This is a genomic window from Lysinibacillus phoenicis (genome assembly GCF_047238325.1).
Taxonomy (GTDB): Bacteria; Bacillota; Bacilli; order Bacillales_A; family Planococcaceae; genus Lysinibacillus; species Lysinibacillus irui.
Genome location: NZ_JBDFMP010000002.1, coordinates 522,843 through 542,740, shown reverse-complemented (window position 1 = coordinate 542,740; position 19,898 = coordinate 522,843). Strand labels below are relative to the sequence as shown.

19 protein-coding genes are annotated in these 19,898 nt (G+C 39.2%); 12 read left to right on the top strand and 7 right to left on the bottom strand.

Annotated elements, in window-relative coordinates:
- Positions 1 to 35: 35 nt before the first annotated feature.
- Positions 36 to 1,208 (top strand): MFS transporter, encoded by a 1,173-nt coding sequence (locus ABC382_RS03920; protein ID WP_322610859.1) that lies wholly within the window; start codon positions 36 to 38, stop codon positions 1,206 to 1,208.
- Between the two features lie 231 nt (positions 1,209 to 1,439).
- On the opposite strand, the gene ABC382_RS03915 is transcribed toward ABC382_RS03920, so the two are convergent.
- The gene (locus tag ABC382_RS03915) at positions 1,440 to 1,829 is read right to left on the bottom strand and encodes a hypothetical protein (protein ID WP_274797179.1); all 390 of its coding nucleotides are present in this window, start codon (positions 1,827 to 1,829) and stop codon (positions 1,440 to 1,442) included.
- Positions 1,830 to 2,314: 485 nt separating this feature from the next.
- Between ABC382_RS03915 and ABC382_RS03910 the strand changes: the two genes are divergently transcribed.
- On the top strand, positions 2,315 to 3,418 hold the full coding sequence (locus tag ABC382_RS03910) for a TcaA NTF2-like domain-containing protein (RefSeq protein ID WP_322610858.1): 1,104 nt from the start codon (positions 2,315 to 2,317) through the stop codon (positions 3,416 to 3,418).
- A gap of 7 nt (positions 3,419 to 3,425) precedes the next feature.
- On the top strand, positions 3,426 to 5,198 hold the full coding sequence (gene recQ / locus ABC382_RS03905) for a DNA helicase RecQ (RefSeq protein ID WP_312507343.1): 1,773 nt from the start codon (positions 3,426 to 3,428) through the stop codon (positions 5,196 to 5,198).
- 62 nt (positions 5,199 to 5,260) lie between these two features.
- Here the strand turns inward: recQ and msrA are convergent, their stop codons facing one another.
- Entirely contained in the window at positions 5,261 to 5,782 is a 522-nt protein-coding gene (gene msrA / locus ABC382_RS03900; protein ID WP_312507342.1) for a peptide-methionine (S)-S-oxide reductase MsrA, read from the bottom strand.
- A 174-nt stretch (positions 5,783 to 5,956) separates the two neighbouring features.
- On the opposite strand from msrA, the gene ABC382_RS03895 reads away from it, so the two are divergent.
- The 3 genes from ABC382_RS03895 (at position 5,957) to ABC382_RS03885 (ending at position 8,639) form a co-directional block, all read left to right on the top strand.
- The gene (locus tag ABC382_RS03895) at positions 5,957 to 6,907 is read left to right on the top strand and encodes an LCP family protein (protein ID WP_312507341.1); all 951 of its coding nucleotides are present in this window, start codon (positions 5,957 to 5,959) and stop codon (positions 6,905 to 6,907) included.
- A 63-nt stretch (positions 6,908 to 6,970) separates the two neighbouring features.
- Positions 6,971 to 8,170, top strand: a complete 1,200-nt coding sequence (locus ABC382_RS03890) for an AI-2E family transporter (protein ID WP_322610857.1) — start codon at positions 6,971 to 6,973, stop codon at positions 8,168 to 8,170.
- Positions 8,171 to 8,273: 103 nt separating this feature from the next.
- The gene (locus ABC382_RS03885) at positions 8,274 to 8,639 is read left to right on the top strand and encodes a cupin domain-containing protein (protein ID WP_322605108.1); all 366 of its coding nucleotides are present in this window, start codon (positions 8,274 to 8,276) and stop codon (positions 8,637 to 8,639) included.
- Between the two features lie 67 nt (positions 8,640 to 8,706).
- On the opposite strand, the gene ABC382_RS03880 is transcribed toward ABC382_RS03885, so the two are convergent.
- Positions 8,707 to 9,882 (bottom strand): aminotransferase class I/II-fold pyridoxal phosphate-dependent enzyme, encoded by a 1,176-nt coding sequence (locus tag ABC382_RS03880; RefSeq protein ID WP_322610856.1) that lies wholly within the window; start codon positions 9,880 to 9,882, stop codon positions 8,707 to 8,709.
- Positions 9,883 to 10,224: 342 nt separating this feature from the next.
- On the opposite strand from ABC382_RS03880, the gene ABC382_RS03875 reads away from it, so the two are divergent.
- A complete protein-coding gene (locus ABC382_RS03875) occupies positions 10,225 to 11,106 on the top strand; it encodes an aminoglycoside 6-adenylyltransferase (RefSeq protein ID WP_322610855.1) in 882 nt (293 codons plus the stop codon).
- 17 nt (positions 11,107 to 11,123) lie between these two features.
- Positions 11,124 to 11,939, top strand: a complete 816-nt coding sequence (locus ABC382_RS03870) for an ATP-binding protein (RefSeq protein WP_322610854.1) — start codon at positions 11,124 to 11,126, stop codon at positions 11,937 to 11,939.
- Between the two features lie 47 nt (positions 11,940 to 11,986).
- Here ABC382_RS03870 and ABC382_RS03865 read toward each other — a convergent pair whose 3' ends face one another.
- Positions 11,987 to 12,781, bottom strand: a complete 795-nt coding sequence (locus ABC382_RS03865) for an enoyl-CoA hydratase/isomerase family protein (RefSeq protein ID WP_274797193.1) — start codon at positions 12,779 to 12,781, stop codon at positions 11,987 to 11,989.
- Between the two features lie 364 nt (positions 12,782 to 13,145).
- On the opposite strand from ABC382_RS03865, the gene ABC382_RS03860 reads away from it, so the two are divergent.
- Positions 13,146 to 14,021, top strand: a complete 876-nt coding sequence (locus tag ABC382_RS03860) for a tyrosine-type recombinase/integrase (protein ID WP_412926591.1) — start codon at positions 13,146 to 13,148, stop codon at positions 14,019 to 14,021.
- A 78-nt stretch (positions 14,022 to 14,099) separates the two neighbouring features.
- On the opposite strand, the gene ABC382_RS03855 is transcribed toward ABC382_RS03860, so the two are convergent.
- From ABC382_RS03855 to ABC382_RS03845, 3 genes are all read right to left on the bottom strand, one after another.
- Positions 14,100 to 14,954 carry a transglutaminase family protein gene (locus ABC382_RS03855; protein WP_274797196.1) on the bottom strand — a complete coding sequence of 285 codons (855 nt, stop codon included), beginning with the start codon at positions 14,952 to 14,954 and terminating at the stop codon, positions 14,100 to 14,102.
- Between the two features lie 61 nt (positions 14,955 to 15,015).
- Positions 15,016 to 15,981, bottom strand: a complete 966-nt coding sequence (locus ABC382_RS03850; protein ID WP_322610851.1) for an alpha-E domain-containing protein — start codon at positions 15,979 to 15,981, stop codon at positions 15,016 to 15,018.
- Positions 15,935 to 17,425 carry a circularly permuted type 2 ATP-grasp protein gene (locus ABC382_RS03845; protein WP_322611025.1) on the bottom strand — a complete coding sequence of 497 codons (1,491 nt, stop codon included), beginning with the start codon at positions 17,423 to 17,425 and terminating at the stop codon, positions 15,935 to 15,937. The genes ABC382_RS03850 and ABC382_RS03845 overlap by 47 nt, the downstream gene beginning before the upstream one ends.
- 80 nt (positions 17,426 to 17,505) lie before the next feature.
- On the opposite strand from ABC382_RS03845, the gene ABC382_RS03840 reads away from it, so the two are divergent.
- The 3 genes from ABC382_RS03840 (at position 17,506) to ABC382_RS03830 (ending at position 19,869) form a co-directional block, all read left to right on the top strand.
- Positions 17,506 to 17,919, top strand: a complete 414-nt coding sequence (locus tag ABC382_RS03840; RefSeq protein ID WP_322610850.1) for a hypothetical protein — start codon at positions 17,506 to 17,508, stop codon at positions 17,917 to 17,919.
- Positions 17,920 to 18,350: 431 nt separating this feature from the next.
- Positions 18,351 to 19,313, top strand: a complete 963-nt coding sequence (locus tag ABC382_RS03835) for a tyrosine recombinase XerC (protein WP_412926590.1) — start codon at positions 18,351 to 18,353, stop codon at positions 19,311 to 19,313.
- A gap of 55 nt (positions 19,314 to 19,368) precedes the next feature.
- On the top strand, positions 19,369 to 19,869 hold the full coding sequence (locus ABC382_RS03830; RefSeq protein ID WP_274797200.1) for a DinB family protein: 501 nt from the start codon (positions 19,369 to 19,371) through the stop codon (positions 19,867 to 19,869).
- Positions 19,870 to 19,898: the final 29 nt, after the last annotated feature.

Sequence of the window (19,898 nt, the reverse complement as noted above, 5' to 3'; positions counted from 1 at the left end):
CTTGTCAAAGTCGCAGTAGAGAGGATATTGAACAAATGGTGAAAAAACAATGGACCGTTTCGCTCATACTGGTGGTAGTAAGTATATTTTTAATTGCGCTCAATATGAGACCAGCAGTAACAGCAATCGGACCACTATTTAACGTATTAGCATCAGCCTTGCATGTCTCCAATACGAGCATCAGTTTACTAACTTCAATTCCCGTTTTTTGTATGGGATTATTTGCTCCACTTGCTGTACCTCTTCAACGAAAGCTTGGGACGAAATCGTCTATCACACTGTTAGGCGTTATCCTTGTTGTAGCGAATGGATTGCGTTTTTTTAAAGAAAGCTATCAATTACTAGTGATCACCAGTTTTATGGCAGGTTTGGCTATCGCTATAATTGGTCCGATATTAAATGCGTATATTAAGAAAAAATTTCCGCAGCGTTTTACGGCAGTGATTGGTATCTATTCATTTGGCATTGGGGTAGGGGCTACCTTAAGTGCAGCGTTAACTGTTGCTTTTTATCATGCTTTTGCTAATAGTTGGACCATTGCACTTGGGCTATGGGTCATACTAGCTATTGTCGCAGTTGTCTTTTGGTTATTGGCCATTCCAACAGAGCAGCCAGAGTTTGGGCAAAACTTGGAAACGTCTGAACAGAGTCGGAATCCGTGGACATCTAGACGTGCCTGGGTGATTTTACTGTACTTTGGTTTACAAACGTCGCTGTTTTTCTCCATCATGTCTTGGCTCACACCTCTTCTGCAGGATAAAGGCTCGACACTAGAGTCAGCTAGTACAATGCTCACATGTATGTCAATTGTGCAAATGATTGGAAATATGGCTGTGCCAGTATTCATGGAAAAATGGCCAAATCGAATGGCTTGGATTCGAGCATTAGGCTTAGTAGGCGTCATTGGATTTACACTATTGTGGCTCACATCAGGGACCCTTTTATGGTTAGCTGTTTTATTGATTGGCATAGTCTTAAGTGGTCTATTTCCGATTGGCTTGTTGTTACCACTTGATGAGGCTCAAAACGATCAAGAGGCCAATAGCTGGTCCTCGATGGTGCTATCAGGTGGCTTTATGCTGAGTGCCATAATCCCAATCATGATTGGGGTTGGCTATGACATAACAGGCAACCATATGTGGACATATGTCATCTTTCTTGTGTTGATGGTAGGCATTATCGCAACGACAGAACTGTTAAAAAAATAAGAGGATATGCGTTAACGGTAAACCGTTCAGTTCAGTGGTAAAAAAGTTCAAAATAACATTGGATATTGCGACATATTTTACAATGAAATTATCACTACAATTAACATAGTAATTAGCATTGATTTTGACATAAAAAAGGACTTAGTTCACTTAATGAACTAAGTCCTTTTAAATTACATCGGCTATTTATAATGGAAAATAAGCCTCTGTTTGTTGAACAAGACGTTTTGTTTACCCTTCAACGATTGCAAGATACTTTTTGATTTCTCCCTCAGATTCAATAATTAAAATATCTTCTCTTTCTTTTGTAGAAAAAATCTTTGCACCAACAGGAAGTTTATTTGACATTTCATCTTTAAAATTCGTACCAGTATCATTTTTTGTTTTAATTTCACTGACTTGAACATCTTTTGTTAAAGATAATTTTTCTACCCAATCAATATTAGCCTTATAAATTACGCCCTTATATTGAAAGATATCAGCATTAGAATCCAAAGTTAATACTTCTTCGGCGTCGATACTATCATTCGTCACTGTTGTAGTTCCCCCTTGAATATTACAGCCTGTAATCATAAATAATGCTAATACAATTAAACCGTAGAAATATTTTTTTGATTTCATTTTAATCACCTCTATTACATAGACTTGAATTATCTGGAAAAGTTACAAATATTCCATAACACCAGTGAAATACAGGTGTCATTTGAAATTAAATAGTAACTGGACATTCATTCATCATTTATAGATAATATACTCCCAAGAATACACCTTAGAAGCCAAACAAAGTCGTTGTACAGGTGTTTCATCTTTTCCATTCGTTTTAAAATGCAGACAGAAGTTATAAAAATAGCCTGCTAATTACAATGAAATTAGCAGGCTATTTCTTTTTTTTTGAAAATTATTTTCCGATTCAGTTATCCTCCAATTCTCACAACAAATGTTATGTTTCATAAAAAATAATAGGTAGAATGAAATAAATAGAGACAAGTTGCTGCATTTTTCTAATATTGATATTTAAATAATAATATTATGTAAACTTGAAACATCACCATTCCTTGATTATGATAGACAATAGAGAATGATGAAAAGAAAGTTTTGGTGAAAGTATGTATAAAAAAGTGCTCGTGTTAGGAGCGACAGCTTTACTCATCACAGGCTGTGATAGTCAAATAGGAGCAGGCTGGTTTCAAAGTAAAAAGGCAGAAGTCCACAAAGAGAGATCGATTGTCGAGCAAGAAGAAAAAATTATTCCAGAAGTAAAAGTTATCGGAGAGCATGGTGTTGGGGCAGGCATTATAATTAAACAACAGGATGATCATCTGTTCATTTTAACGAGTGGAGCACTTGTCGCATCCAAACCAACGGCTCTTATCCAGTTCGGTCAAAATAAGTTAGTGGCAGCAGATGTTCATTTCATGTCAACAGCACATAATATGGCCCTTCTACAAGTTTCGTATCAAGCAAATGTCCAAGTGCCCAAAATCTATGAAGGGGAACTTAATCAGCTAGAAGTTTATGTCAATGGCATGCCCTATACCATTCAGAAATACCAAGATAAAGTAGCGGCTTATTTTATTCAAGCAGAAGAAGCCCTACCTTTAGGAAGCCCTGTTATGGAGGCAAACAACGGGGCTATTGTTGGACTTTATTTTAATCGTCAGCAACAAGGTGAGTCCCAACCATACATACTGCCAATAAAGGAAGTCCAGTCCTTTGTGGAGGAGTGGATTGAAGATGGCATGACACCTAGTGTTCGTTTATCCCAATCTAAAAACCTATATCCTTATATTGAACAGGGTGATAAGGAAGCAGTACAGCAAGCTATCGACCAATATGGCGAAAATATCTTTGCCTATAATACGGATGAAATTAAGCTATTTTTAGATACGTTCCATAAGTATTTAAAGGGGGCAGTGGCCATTCAGGATGCAAGTGTCATGGAACCAATCGTTGGATCAGAAGATTTACAAGAAACCCTTACAAGTATGGTTGCCTATTATGCCTCCAAACAGGCGAAGATCCATTTCTCTGATACGAGCATACAGGATATTCAAGTGGAAGAATCCCATCTCCTTGTGAGAGCCAAAACGGAATATATACTAACGAATGCTGCTGGGCAGGAAGCGCTTGCCCACTCCATCATGCTGTATGAATTAGAAAAAAATGACCAGGGCGAGTACAAGCTACTTCGTCTAACAACCGAGGAGTGAATTGTACATGGAGCAAGCAAGACAAATGCTACAGCATCATTTTGGCTATGACGCCTTTCGTCAAGGACAAGCCCAAATTATTGAACAAACATTACAAGGGCAATCAAGCCTATGCGTAATGCCAACAGGTGGAGGGAAGTCCATTTGCTATCAAATTCCTGCCTTAATGCTAGAGGGCTTAACCATTGTTATTTCGCCGCTTATTTCCTTGATGCAAGATCAGGTCGAGGCGTTACGTGCGGCGAACATTCCTGCTGCTTATATTAATAGTACATTGACAGCACAGGAAGTGGATGAAACGATGCAGCTAGCTAGTGCTGGGTATTTAAAACTTCTATATATTGCACCGGAGCGACTAGAAAGTACTACGTTTCTTCAAGCCCTGTCTTCATTAACTGTACCCCTAATCGCTGTAGATGAGGCTCATTGTATTTCCCAATGGGGTCATGATTTTCGACCAAGCTATCGATCTATTCAAAAGCTCTTTACTTTGTGGCCGCAAAAACCAACTGTTTTAGCGTTGACTGCCACGGCAACGCCAGCAGTCTGTGAGGATATTCGTCAATTATTATCGATTGACGAGCAGGCAACGGTTATCACAGGCTTTGCTCGTGATAATTTGGCTCTCACTGTGTTAATTGGAGAAAATAAGGAACGTTATATTAAAAATTACTTAATGAAAAATAAACAGGAAGTAGGTATTATTTACGCTGCTACTCGAAAAGCAGTAGATGCGATTTATGATATGTTAAGTCGCTCCGGGGAAGCAGTTGCCAAATATCATGCGGGCTTATCAGAGGAATTGCGAATGGCAGAGCAGGAGCGATTTTTAAAGGATGAGGCACGTATTATGGTAGCCACCAATGCTTTTGGCATGGGGATTGATAAAAGTAATGTGCGCTTTGTCTTGCATTATCAAATGCCTCGCAATATGGAGAGCTATTATCAAGAAGCGGGTCGAGCTGGGCGAGATGGTCTACCAAGTGCCTGTCTCTTACTATATGCCTCTGGCGACGTTCAAACACAGCGTTTTTTAATTGAACAAACACAGGATGAAGCACGTATCACTCAGGAGTTAGCAAAGCTCCAAACAATGGTCGACTATTGCCATACAGAGGGTTGCTTACAAAATGCCATTTTATCGTATTTTGGTGAGGAACAGGAAGAGCCTTGTGGACGCTGCAGTAATTGTAATGATGGACGCGCTGTGACAGATGTGACCGAGGATGCGCAGAAGGTGCTCGCTTGTGTCGTGCGTATGGGACAAAAATTCGGTAAGACGATGGTTGCCCAAGTGTTAATTGGCTCCAAAAATCAAAAAATCGCTGAATTTGGTTTTGCTCGATTATCGACCTACGGCATTTTAAAAGGACAGTATTCCTCTAAGGATGTCTCCAACTTTATTGAGTTTTTAATTGCAGAAGGTTTATTGGCCGTGAAGCATGGGACATTCCCAACCATTTATGTATCAGCAGAGGGCAAGGAAGTACTACTTGGCAATCGTCAGGTTATGCGTAAGGAAGCTGTCACAGTGAAGAAGCTGGTGGACAATGATCCATTATTTGAACATTTACGGGTGTTACGAAAAGAGATTGCGGATGAAGAAAAGGTACCACCATTTGTTGTATTCTCCGATAAAACATTGCGTGATCTATGTGATAAAAGACCAGCTGTACTGGAGGATTTACGACAGGTAAGCGGTATTGGTGAGGTGAAATTTGACAAATACGGTAAGCGCTTTTTTGAGGCTCTGCAATCGTTTGTAGAAGCCTCATCATAAGAATTTACAGCTGTTTTCGTACAAAAGGTGTCTCCAACATGTGAGACACCTTTTATTATTGCTTATTTTTCCCAATGTTTTGTAATGAATTCATCTCGGCCAGAAATGGCACGATCTTGCTGATAGTGTTCTGCCTCTTTTTTATAATAGTCTTGGTGATAATCTTCTGCTGGATAGAAGCGTTCAGCATCGCGAATTTTGGTTACAATAGGTTTATCAAAGCGCCCACTGTTGGCAAGCTTTTCTTTGGAAGCCAAAGCGATTTGCTTTTGCTCATCTGTATAGGTAAAGATGGCTGTTGTATAGGATTCTCCACGATCATGGAACTGGCCAAAAGCATCTGTTGGGTCAATTTGCATCCAATAAATCTCAAGAAGCTGTTCATAACTAAAAATAGTAGGATCGAATTCAATTTCGACTACTTCCAAATGACCTGAAGTCCCTTTCTTGACATCTTCATAGGTTGGATTTTCTAAATGGCCGCCCATGTAGCCAGAAGTGACTTTATGTATACCGTCCCACTCGACGAATGGCTTCACCATGCACCAAAAACATCCGCCAGCAAATGTAGCTTTTTCTATCATATTGCATCATCCTTTCTTTTGTGAAATTATTATAGCATTGTTTTGCTCCAAACTGGGTAAATGGGTGTAAAATAACGAGTAGATAGAAAAACATGGAATCGATACTGTCAAAATGAAACTTTCTAGCTAATCAATCGTTACATTAACTATATCAAAATAGAGGAGTTAGTTGTTATGGAAGAGCAAGATTATACGAGACGCTCACAACGTCCGAAAAAACGGAGACTACGTAAAGGGAGAGCTTTTTTTACATTAGTACTACTCTGTATCATTGTCATCGCAGGTTACTCTATTATGCAATATCGTAGTGGGCTTGAACTGGCTAATGATACGAATGTAGCGCAGGAAGACTTTTCTGGTGATACGATCAAAGGGGATATCGAGAACTACTTGATTTTAGGTGTCGATACACGAGGTGAGGAAAAATCACGTACAGATACGATGATGGTATTATCGTGGAATAAAGCAAATAATGATTTAAAACTCGTATCCTTTATGCGGGATATTTATGCTGATATCCCAGGCTATCAATCCTACAAGTTGAATACAGCTTACTATTTAGATGGCGTCCAACTATTGAAGGATACATTGACGAATATGTTTGGCTTGCCGATTCATCATTATGCATTAATTGATTTTAAGAACTTTGAATCATTAGTTGATATTTTGGCGCCGAATGGTGTGGAAATGGAAGTAGAAAAGGATATGTCTGAGAATATTGGGGTAGAGTTAAAGCAAGGTGTCCATCGCCTAAATGGACAAGAGCTACTAGGCTATGCTCGTTTCCGCCATGATGCTGAAGGTGACTTCGGTCGTGTCGCACGTCAGCAAAAAGTCATTGAAGCTTTAAAAAATGAGCTATTAACACCTAAAAATGTTTTACATTTACCAAAATTTGTAGGAGCAGCTCAAGGGTACGTGACAACGGACTATTCATCAGCTGAGGAAATGCAACAAGTGCTTAAATTGCTATCTAAGGGCAAAGTAAACATTGAAAAAGCTACGATTCCTATTGAAGGAAGCTATCAATTCCAAAACTTTAGCCATGCGGGTGATTCTATTGTCATCGATGTAGAGCAAAATAAAGCCTTTTTAAGTGAATTTCTTGGCATTTCACTGGAGTGATATTTCGCAAAAACCAACATTATCCTGTAATATAAAGGTAGAGATTTGGATTGGGGTGGATATATGGAAAAAGACAGACCAAAAGAGCGTTCAAACCTGCTAGCAACCAAGTTTATACGTTTTTTAGGTGGTAGAAACCTATTATTTACACTAGTTATTTTATTATTAGTTGCATGTGTTATTTTTATGTTTAATCAAGTTTCCTTTATCTTTACCCCGCTACAAGTATTATTTGAAGTAGTGATTTTACCAGGGGTACTAGCCGTCATTGGCTACTATTTATTGCGGCCATTACTGGCGTTACTCGTTAGATGGCGCATCCCAAGAATTTGGGGTATTTTACTACTCTATATAGCGGTAATTGGTGTGATAACACTTCTTGTTGTGTTGGTTTATCCGTTTTTACGTGATCAATTTACCAATTTAGCACAGGAATTCCCTGAATACTTTATGACATTCACACAAAATATTGTTGGATTCCTAAATAATTCTCGTTTTAATGAGTATTTAGCGACACTTAATTTTGATTACAATGAAGTGGTGAAAAATTTCACAACCGATATGGTGAAAACGGTGAGGGAAACAGCTACCAATGTAGCGCAGGGTGTTGCTACTGGTATTACGGGCTTCCTATCAACATTAACAGGCATTGTCCTATCCCTTGTGACAGTACCGTTTATTTTATTTTACCTACTAAAAGAGGGCGAAAAATTACCGAAATTTATGCTGAAAGTGTGCCCACCACGTATGCGTAAAGAAGTCACTGAAATTTTCCATGACATGGATAAGCAAATTAGTTCTTACATACAAGGACAAATTTTAGTATCCATGTGTATCGGGGCCATGGTAACGATTGGCTTTTTAATTATTGGAATGAAGTATGCGTTATTACTCGGCTTCCTAGCCATGATTACTAGTGTGGTGCCTTATTTAGGTCCTGTCATTGCCATCACGCCAGCCGTTATTATCGCGCTTGTTACTTCGCCATTTATGCTAGTTAAGCTAGCAATTGTTTGGACAATCGTTCAGTTAATCGAGGGGAAATTCATTTCGCCACAAATTATGGGGAAATCATTAAGTATCCACCCGATTACAATTATCTTTGTATTATTAACAGCAGGCTCGTTATTTGGTGTTCCTGGTGTCATTTTAGGGATTCCCGGCTATGCGATCTTTAAAGTGTTAATCACACATCTATTTAAGCTCTTTAAACAACGCTATAACCGTTACGAAGATGATGTCCATCAAAAATATGATATCTAATCAGCACACAGCTATTGCCATATGGCAGTAGCTGTTTTTTGATGAAAGGGATATTGATATGCTATCCTTTTATTAGATTCACCAAAGGATGGGGGAAAAGGGAATGACATACATACCGATCAATTTCCAAGAAAAATTGGCTAAATTTCAGGAGCATTGGTCTCCAAAAGTTATTGCGGAAATGAATGATTATCAATTTAAACTAGCGAAAGTACAAGGGGATTTTGTTTGGCATAAGCATGAGGATACGGATGAGGTATTTATCGTCATTGAAGGGAGTTTAATAATCGAGTTTCGAGATGGTCATGTGCAGTTAAATGAAGGTGAAATGTTTGTGGTCCCACGTAATGTTGAACATAAACCGTATGCAGCTTCCGAATGCAAAATTTTGCTTGTAGAACCGATTGGCGTAGTAAATACTGGCGAGGAACAATCGGCGCTAACCGCTGAAAATGACGTGTGGATTTAATAACCTTGATTTTCATGATAAAACCCTTCCAACATGATGTTAGAAGGGTCTTTTATTTTCACTATATCTAGTTTTTTGCCAGTAATTTTACTTGTGCTAAGCGATCTACAGCTTCTTGAAGTAGTTCCTTAGGCTGTACTAAAGCTAAACGTAAATAGCCTTGTCCAGCAGTACCAAACACGGTCCCTGGAACAGTCACAACACCAACTTGTTCAATTAATTGGAAGGCTAGCTCCGTACAGTCGATATCGTACGGATATTTCGCCCATACAAACATCCCACCATCTGAAGGTGCCGCATCCCAACCTAATGCTTGTAAGCCATTCATTAATGTCTTATGGCGTTCAGAGAAAGTGGCACGTAAGCTTTCCGTGATTTCCTCTGCGTTGTCCAGCGCTACAACGGCTGCATCTTGAATCGGCTCAAAAATACCAAAATCTAAATTGGATTTTAATTGTTTGATAATGGCGATCATTTCTGCATTTCCAGCGATGTAGGCAATACGTGTCCCTGCAAGGCTAAAGCTCTTCGATAATGAATTAATTTCCATGCCGACTTCTTTTGCACCTGGTGTAGCAAGGAAGCTAATAGGACCATCACCTGTAAAATAAAACTCTGAATACGCCGCATCATGTAGAACAATAATATTATACTTTTTAGCAAAGGCAACCACTTTTTCAAAATACGCTAAAGAGGGCATTGCGGGTACAGGATTTCCTGGTAAGTTTAAAATCAATAGCTTGGCCTTCTGCGCAATGTCTTCAGGTACAGCGTCTAAGTCAGGAAGATAATTGTTATCAGCTGTTTGAGGCATATAATAAGGTGTTGCGCCCGCTAAGTGAATCCCTGCGTCATAGGCAACATAGGCAGGGTTAGTAGATAAAACGATGTCACCTGGATCACAAAAGGCTATTGGTAAATGAACTAAGCCTTCTTGAGACCCAATTGTTTGAATGATTTCTGTAGCTGGATCTAAGTCAACGTTGCTACGACGTTTATAGTAGCGACTTACTGCTTCATAAAAACGTTGTGTACCTGTCAGTGTATAACCGTAAGACTCTGCTAAACCTGCTCGATCAGAAAGGTGCTCACGTATTTTATCATGTGGGGGAAGATCAGGACTCCCTAAGCTTAAATCAATTAACGTCATGCCCTTTGCTTGTTGTTCTCTAGCAAAATTTTTCAAATCTCCGAAAATTGCTGGTGTAAATAATGACATTTTTTTAGATGGTACGATTTTCAAAACTAGTACACTCCTTATTGTTGTATAAAGTGAAACGTCAATCGTAGGAGATGTCTTATCTCCCAATCGATTGGTTATGTTCACGAATCGGGCTTTTACAGGCCGTTGATCTTACTATGACCTGTTTATGCGAGATAACAGAATAGTAGTACACATTTTATCATACTAAAGCACATAAAGGGACAGATATTCTGAAAAAAGAAAATATTTATATAATGAAGAAGATGTGTGCATAGACTAGCGAAAATAGATTGTCTGTTGTTGGAATAAGCTACTATAAATTCCTTCATGGAGGGAAATGTATTATACTGAGTATAAAGTTTTTCAGGTAGGGGGAGTCTGATGAGAACCGAGCAAGAGATGTTTGACTTACTATTGACGACGGCACAACACGACGAAAGAATTCGAGCTGTCTATTTAAATGGCTCAAGAGCAAACCCACATGTTGCAAAAGATATGTTTCAAGATTTTGATATTGTCTATGTTGTCACGGAGACACCCTCCTTTTTAGAGGATGACAAGTGGATTCATCTATTTGGCGACTTACTGATGGTGCAGGAGCCTGATCTACTGGATAAAGGACTTGGTTTGGACAAAAACTTTGCTTATAGTTATACATATTTAATGCTATTTACAGATGGCAATCGAATAGACCTTCGCTTATTATCAACTCAAGCAATGCTAGATGAGTATGGAAAGGATAAGCTAACAGTTCCTTTACTAGATAAGGATCAGCTTTTGCCACCTATCTCTCCAACCTCTGATTGTGATTACCATATTAGTCCACCTACTAAGGGGCAGTTTGACAGCTGTACGAATGATTTTTGGTGGTGCTTACAAAATGTTGCGAAGGGGATATGGCGGGACGAGCTGCCCTATGCTAAGCAAATGTTTGAGGACACAACGAGGCACGCTCTTCATCAAATGCTCAATTGGTGGATTGGTCAGCAGCACCATTTTCAATTATCTACAGGTAAAATGGGGAAGTATTTGAAAAATTATTTGCCAGAAAATTATTGGGCATTGTATAAAAAAACCTATGCAGATGCCGATTATGATCATATGTGGAGTGCCATTTTTGCTACATGCACACTGTTTCGAAGCATCGCAAAAGACGTTGCGCATCACTTTCATTTCTCATACCCTCATAAAGATGATGCGAATATGACGGTCTATTTAAAGCATGTACAAATGCTACCACGGGATGCGAAAAGCATTTTGTAGAGTGGAGGGAGTTAGCAGTGAAGGTATATTCACTAAGCGGACCAAGCGGCACTGGCAAAAGTACTAGTGCACTTGCCTTTGCCCATAAATTAGGCGTAGTGGCCATCATTGATGATGGATTACTTATTATTAATGGCGTAAAAGTCGCTGGCGTTTCAGCGAAATTTGAAAAAAATACGATTACCGCTGTTCGGCGTGCTATTTTTACCGAGCAAGAACATCGAGAGGCAGTTAAAAAAGCGTTAGCTAGCTATAAGGTGGAGGCCATTTTGCTGATTGGGACCTCTATTAAAATGACGAATAGCATTGCGAAGCAGCTGGAGCTTGGACCTATTGAGCACTATTATCAGGTGGAAGATGTTCGTTCCTTGAAGGAAATTCAAAAAGCTCGTTTTATCCGTCAAACACAAGGTAAGCATGTTATGCCCATTCCATACCGACAAGTGGAGCAAAATTTCTTTAAACGGTTAGTGCAAAAGGGGATGGAGATTTTTTCATCAAAACGTGAAAAAATCGGGGAAACGACCATTGTGCGACCTGATTTTCAGCGAGAGTATATCGAGATTAGCAAGCATGTCTATGTTGATTTACTGACTTATTGCTGTAATCAACAAGCCATTGTCCAAAAGGTAGAGCACGCTCAATTTGTGCTAGGTGATCAGGCTGAAGCGATCCTCACTATTCAGGTGAAGCTGCCGATCGATTACCCATTAGCAGCGCATGTATTGGAACTTCAACAAGCGGTGCAGGAGTCGTTTTATCTGCATTTTGGCTATGAATTAGATGCGATCCATGTTCAGGTCAAAGTGGCTTTACAAAAGAAAAAATCATAAAAAACAGGTACTCCCCATCGCACCAGGGCGAAAAGAGTACCTGTTTTTTATTTCGGCTGTCGAGTGAAGTGCGGCTGGCGTTTTTCAACAAAGGCACGGCAACCCTCTGCAAAATCGCTGCCCACAAATGGTGTAGAGCCCTGCCATAATGTTGGCACACTATCAAGACATTCTTGCACGGATTGTTTAACAGCTAATAAGGATTCCGGCGACATCCCTGCAACGAGCTTGCCCATACGGATCATATATTTATTTAAGTCTTTTTCAGCTACCAAATAGTTGAGCATTCCTAGCTTGAAGGCTTCTTCGGCTTTAAACATTCGACCGGTAAAGACCAAATCCTTTGTTGTGGCAGGACCTACTAGCTGTACTAAACGCTGCGCAAATTTATTATTTAAAGTAATGCCTAATTTTCCGACAGGGATACCAAGTTTCGCTTTGTCGGAGCCAATACGGATATCACAGGCTAAGGCTAATTCTAAGCCAGCGCCCATCGCAGGCCCATTAATGACGCCAATCGTAGGAATGGGTAAGCGCTCAATGGTGGAAATGGTTTTTTCCATATGTACAAACGCTTCTTCGGCTTTGTCGAGGGAAATGGCATTAAATTCTTTAATATCAGAGCCTGCGGTAAAGTTTTGGCCAGAGCCTCGTAAAATAAGGACTTTATTTTTAGGATTGTCTAATACTTGTAGAGCTATTTTCGCTAATTGATCCCACATGTTTGCGGTTAACGCATTTTTGGCTTGTGGTCGGTGAATCGTAATAATGGCTAGACCAGCTGTTTCTTGATAAATAATTTTTGCATCTTCTGCTTCCAATCGAGTCGTCTTTACTTGCATAGTAGAAAGCCCCCTACATGTTAGTTTCTGTCTTTATTATATAACACAATGAAAAATAATCACGGAATTATACGAATTTTCATATAAAGTTGCGTTGTTACACGAAAATAGAAGGAAAAGATAGCATTTGTACTACAACAGGGGGAAGAAATTTACTATTGTAAGAAAGTAAAAGATGTGAGAAACTAAATGTAAGAACATACGTTTCTTATTTACGTAAGGAGTACTTGCTGCAAGAAGCGGGTGTGTGTAATGATAATACAGATTATCCGACACTAAAGTAATTGTATTTAATTATGAACTGACGCACCCAATATATAGTAAAATATAAACATACTACGCACAGTAAACAAGGAGGGGCCATATGGTGACACTCAAGGAAGCATGGGATAGTTACTTTTTACTGCTGCAATCACTGAAAAAAAGTGCTGCAACAAAAAAGCAGTACAACATGGATGGACAGGAATTTTTAACGTTTGCCCATGAACAGAAATACTTGTATGTGGATCATCAATTAAAGAATTTACTTAAGCTTTATAGTGACTATCTAAAGGAAACCTACAGCAATATCAATACATTTAATCATAAAATAGCGACTTTACGAGGCTTTGTTGACTTTATTTTTCTACGTGAATGGGTAAAGCCTTTTGATTATCAAGTTATATTACAGCCCAAAAAAAGACAAAAAGAGGCATTACAAGTACTGACAAATAAACAGATCATGCTCATTGCCAATGTTTGGCCAACTTATTTTCAATATGCCAAAACAGAGGAGCATGCCTGGCTGGCGAGACGGAATGGTGCCATTGTTCAAATGTTGATGGAAACAGGTTGTAAGCCAGCAGAGCTTGTGCGCATGAAATGGTCGCACATCATCGAAGAACATGCGACTATTTTTATTGCCAATCGGAATGGGCGTCGAGAAATAAAATGCTCAGCCGTACTTATGGACATGCTAGCACAATATAAAAAAGAGACAGCACACCTACATGGACAAGAGGTTGGGGAATGGATTTGGGTAAGTGAGGCGAGTGTGGCAAAGCCAATTTCAACGAAGACAGTGGAGCGTATTTTCCAAACGATGTCTCAAGATATAGGTAAAAATGTAAGAGCAACAGATTTGCGTTATACCGTTATGCAACGGTCATTTCAACAAGACAAAACACTGGAACATATTCAACAAGAAATGGGCTATGTACGGAAATGGGTGCTGACAGAAAGACAGCAGCGCTTCGAATAAAATCCGTGAGACCGCATTATATGACTTAAACGCAAAATCAGTGGAGTTTTTTATGCTCCACTGACTCTTTCTTGTTCTTTATAAATGATTTAATGCTTTCACACTGACTTTTACCGTTAAATCATGCTTTCCTCCAGTATAAACTCCTTCTACGGGGCTTATATCACTATAGTCGCGACCAATGCATAAAATAATATGGTTTTCTAAAACTTCCACATTATTTGTTGGATCAAGGCCAATCCAGCCTATACCTGGTATCATGACCTCTACCCATGCATGTGTCGCAATATCGCCAATAAGGGCCGAATTTTCATCTACATATAAGTAGCCACTGACATAACGAGCAGGGATTCCTTTTGCACGCAAAACAGCAAGCATTACATGGGTGAAATCCTGACAAACACCTCGTTTTAATGCAAAAGCCTCACTTGCTGTTGTTGTTACATCTGTTGCTGTTGGGTCATATTCAAAGCTTGCATATAAATATTGCATTAAATTAAGTGAAAAGAGCACAGGATTTTCAGCATGACCGATTGCATGATAGACTTCCTCTAATTGCTGATCCGTCATAAATGTAAAATGAGTTCCTTTTAAATACGGTAAATAATGCTCGTAAAATAGCTGTGAATGAAAGATTGTCTGCATTTCAGGCGAATACTGAATACGATGAATAAAGGGTGCACGCTGAATACTGACAATCGAGGATGTATGAATTTCTAATGTTTGATGCTGCTCTGGTATATAAAAAGACCCAACTGTATTACCCCATATATCTGTATGCTCACGGGTAAGAGAGGATGGCGTTATGGCAATTCGATAGGATAATAATCGCTGACGCTCATCACTACGTGGCTTTAAACGGATCGTATTTAAACTTTGGTCGACTTCAGATTCATATTGAAAAACGTTTGTATGCTGAATTTCAAATTTCATCGTGTCCGCTTCCTTCTGCTTACTGACTTGCCTGTTGAAAGGGAGCTGTGGTGGATTCCTTTCAAGGTTGTACGCTGGGTTCATATAAATGATAAATTGTCGAAAAAGTATCACTAAAAGCAATACATTGAGACAATCTTTCCTCCATTATAGTAATGGTTTCTTCAATAGTCATTTGCCAAAAATCAATATGATCGATTGCTAAGATAAGGCTTCTAATATTCCATTGAAGTGTTAAAAATCTTGAGGATAGTGCATCATGTTCAATAGCCATTATCGCATCTTCTATTTTCTTTAAACAGTACATGACAGAACTTGGGCAATGCTCATCTTGTACTAAATAGCGAATGACCGTCTGTAAATTTGTTTGGCGATGCTTGCGCATAAAAGACTCCCTTGCTGCCGCAAGCTCTAATAAAAATGCACCATCACCTTCTTCCAACGATAATCCCGCTTGCTTTTGCTGTTCTACAATAATGACTGTCATGCGAATTGTTTTTTCTGCGCGCTCAAGCCATTTCCCGACCTGCATGAAATAATAGGAGAGCGCACGATCCATTGTACTCTCTATCAATCCCGTTTCCATCCATAACGTTTTCCGCACTTCCTGTAAAAATGCCTGAAGCTCAATGAGTGGGATTGGCCGTTCTCTTGTCAGTATGGCCTGTCGCTTTGTTAAATAAAAGTCATTTTGAATTTCCCATAGTTCAGTTGGTAGACTATCACGCGTTACCCGTGCATTTTCTCGAATCGCACGTAATGTGGCGTGGAGGGCATTACTATTTTTTTCAGAAAATAGAAGATAGTCAATCAATGGGTTAACTCGTACTGTATTGTAATTGTCTAAATATTCCTCCTTGGAGGCGCAAATATTTAACACAGCCTCCCAATGATCAATATAGTCATGCTCTTGCCCAGATTGCTCCAACATATTCAACAGCTGTATCTGTAATATATGTGCATTTGTTTGTGAGCGTTCACTATACCGAGCCATCCAGTACAACGCGTCGGCTACTCGACTTAGCATGCTGCAACTCCTCCTTTAAAATCCACGTATCCTTCGCACCACCACCCTGTGATGAATTCACAACGAGTGAGCCTTCTTCAAGTGCCACTCGTGATAAACCACCAGGTAAAACATAACAATCCTCGCCCTTCATGACATACACACGCAAATCGACATGGCAAGGGTAGAATCGTCCATTTTGAAAGGCAGGTGCTCTGGATAGTTTAATCGTTGGTTGGGCAATGTATTGCAGTGGGTTCTTGCAGATTTTTTGCTTAAACAAAGCGATTTCTTCCTCACTTGCATGGGGACCAATTAGCATATCATAGCCCCCAGAGGCACTGACATTCTTAATGACTAGCTCCTGCATATGCTTAAGCACCCATTCACGCTGCTTGTCATCCCCTAGGTGATAGGTTTTCACATTCGGTAAAATCGGTTCTTCCTGTAAATAATAACGAATCATATCAGGTACATAGGCATACATCGCTTTATCATCGGCCACACCGTTTCCAACGGCATTTAGAATAGCAACATGACCAGCTTGATAGGCCGCCATTAAATGAGGAACACCTAGTAAAGAATCCTCACGAAAGACAGCAGGATCTAAAAAGTCATCATCGATACGACGATAAATGATATCTACTTGCTGTAGACCATAGATAGTTTTCATATAAACTTTCATATCCTGCACAACTAAATCGCGGCCCTCGACTAGCTTGATATTTAAATGCTGGGCTAGAAAAACATGATCGTAGTAGGCTGAATTATAAATGCCAGCTGTAAGGAGCACGGCTTTAGGCTCACGATCCGCTTGCATGAAGGGAGGTCGATGTGCCAGAAGGGCCTTTTTCATATAACACATCTGTTTATCCAATGGTAGAATAGTATGTTTTGAGAAAAACTCCGGATATACTTCCTTCATGACATCTCGATTTTCGAACACATAGGAAATGCCAGACGGATTGCGTAAATTATCCTCTAACACATGATAAAGACCTTTTTCATCTCGAATTAAATCGATACCTGCTAAAAATATATGATTCTTGATTGGCACTTGAAGTCCTGTCATCATATGCTTGAAATAGGGATTATTTTCTACAAGCTGTCGAGGAATGAGCCCATCTCGTAGTATGTTTTGCTGACCATAGACATCTTGTAAAAATAAATTTAAAGCTTCTACACGCTGTTTGACACCTGCCTCAATATGAGTCCATTGTCTTTGAGGAATAATAATCGGGACACAATCAAAAGGCATCGTGCGCTCAGTTCCATCCTGTGTTCCATACACCGTAAAGGTAATCCCTTGTCTGAGAAAGCTTGCCTGTGCTTGTCGGTATTTTTCTTCCAGTTGCTCCTGTGAAAAAAGGGATAGCTTATGATGAAAAGAACGGTAATGAGGCTTTGGCTTATTGCCGTCAAACATTTCATCGAAAAACAGACTAGAATCATATAATTTCTTCATCATATGGATCGCCTCCGAATTTAAGTAGTAGTGAAAACATGTTACACTGTGAATAAATACATAAAAAGGAGCTAACAATCATGACTATCATTAATTTAATGCAAGCTTATGAATTAGATAAACTTTCCAAATTAGATTTATCAGACGAGGAGATATTACGTGCCTTACGAGCGGGGGATGTATCAGCTTGGCAAGAACAAGTACCAAACTATGAATTTAGTGAGACAATGGCTCTTTATAAAGAAGGGGAACAACAATTCTTAGATGCACTACATGGCCATTATCGAATTAAGTATGTAACATTGCCAGGCATCCAACGTTTATTGCATCTACGCTTTCAATTAGAAGAAGGGAAGGATTACCAATTATTAGAAACGGGTATCCAGCACTTAACGTGTGATGAGGAAACAGTCACAAAACTTCAACAAATGTTATCGACAAACTGGTCACTAACAAAACAATCAGATGGAGCATACTCAGTATTTGTAAAATAATCACTTTATCCAAATAATACCATACGCATTGTGAGACGAATCGACATGGGTGGTTATCCGTCTACTGTTTTTTCAAATCGTCTCACAGCGCAAACCATTTTTGTGGAAAATCTTGATTTTTTTTGCGTACGCTCGAAAAAATTCCTCTCAATCCAAAATCCTCCCATAGTCTTTTTTCTTTAACGCAACCCAGATAAAGTCTACTAGATTTTAATATTCATATCCCGTGAACTTTATGCCTAAAATGTAGCAACTGTCACAAATCATTTATAACGAAATCCTCTTTTGAATTGAAAGGGGATTTTTCATTGCACATAAAAGAACATTTGTTCTGCATACGCAGAAAGAGCATTTTTTATGTAATAAAGTTCCCAAATTTATATTTGGGAACGTTTTTTATGGTAAAATAGAGCAAATAGAGGTGATTTTTGATGCAAAAAACGAAGCAACCAAAATTTATGAAGGATTTCCTTGTCTATTTAACAACCATCAAAGGAAAGTCACAGCGTACAAGAAAAGAATATGAATATGATTTGACTTTATTTTTCCGTTTTCATAAAGCAGTTCAAGAGGATTTGGGGATAGAGAATTTAGATGCTATAGATATTGCCACAATGACAATAGAAGAAATTCGTGCTATTACGTTAGAGGATCTTTATTACTTTATGGAGTACTGTGAAGTTCAACGAGGTAATTCTGCTGCGGCGAGAGCTCGAAAAGTCGCGACTTTAAAATCTTTTTTCAAATACTTAAAAGGAAAACGTCGACTCATTGAGGAAAATCCTGCAGATGAATTAGAAACACCGAAGATCGGCAGAAAAAGACCTATCTATATGAACCTTCAAGAAGCTACACAATTTATAGAAGGTATTCAGACCAATCAGGCATCACCGCGAAATTACTGTATGATGATGTTTTTCTTAAATTTAGGAATTCGTGTAACAGAGCTTTGCCAGCTTAATACAACCTCGATTCAAGGACGGTATTTAACGGTTATAGGGAAAGGCAATAAGGAACGAACGGTCTATTTAAATGATAGCTGCATGCAGGCACTTGCAGACTATGAAAATAGTGGCAAGACCCCTTATAAGGGAGACGGTGAGGAACCACTTTTCGTATCACAAAAAGGCACGCGCTTTACACGTCAAACGGTTGCTAAAATTGTCAAACGCATTAATCAGCAATCAGGACTGCAAAAGGAACGACTAACACCGCATAAACTACGCCATACTTCTGCAACGATGATGTATAAAGCTGGAGCAGATATACGTAGCCTACAGCATATTTTAGGGCATTCAAGTGTTGCAACAACGCAAATCTACACGCATATAGAAGATGAGCAGCTGCAGCATGTACTAGAAAACAATCCATTTAATATGGTACGGGAAAGATGATTTTCTACCATCAGTAGCGAATATATAAGAGAATACGAAATGAAATGGGGTGTTTATGATATCAATTGTAAAAGATCATCTTGATGAAACGCGAACTGCACTGCTTCAGACGATTCACACTTTAGATGATACGCTTTTTAATGTTAAACCGGATGCACAGAGCTGGAGTGTAGCACAAATTTGTCATCATCTTGTTTTAGTGGAGGAAGCAACGAAAAAAGCCATAGCATGGGGAGTAAAAGCACAAGAGCAAACATCGCCCGCACGAAAAGATGTACTGCTTATTTTGGATAGGTCAAGGAAATTTCAAGCACCAACTATCGTTGAACCTACGGAACAGCCTTTTACGATGGAAGCCATGTTGGATTTACTAGCGACAACAAGGAAGAATTTCCTAGCCTTTTTACAAACAATCGAAGAACCCGAACGATTAGCAAAGCATGCGGTGAAGCATCCTGCATTAGGAGAATTGCCACTGGATCAGTGGATTGAAATGGTCTATTTGCACGAACAGCGTCATATCGAGCAAATACAAGAAACAGTAAGAGCAATATGAAATGATTAAAGGAATTGGGGCACTCAACG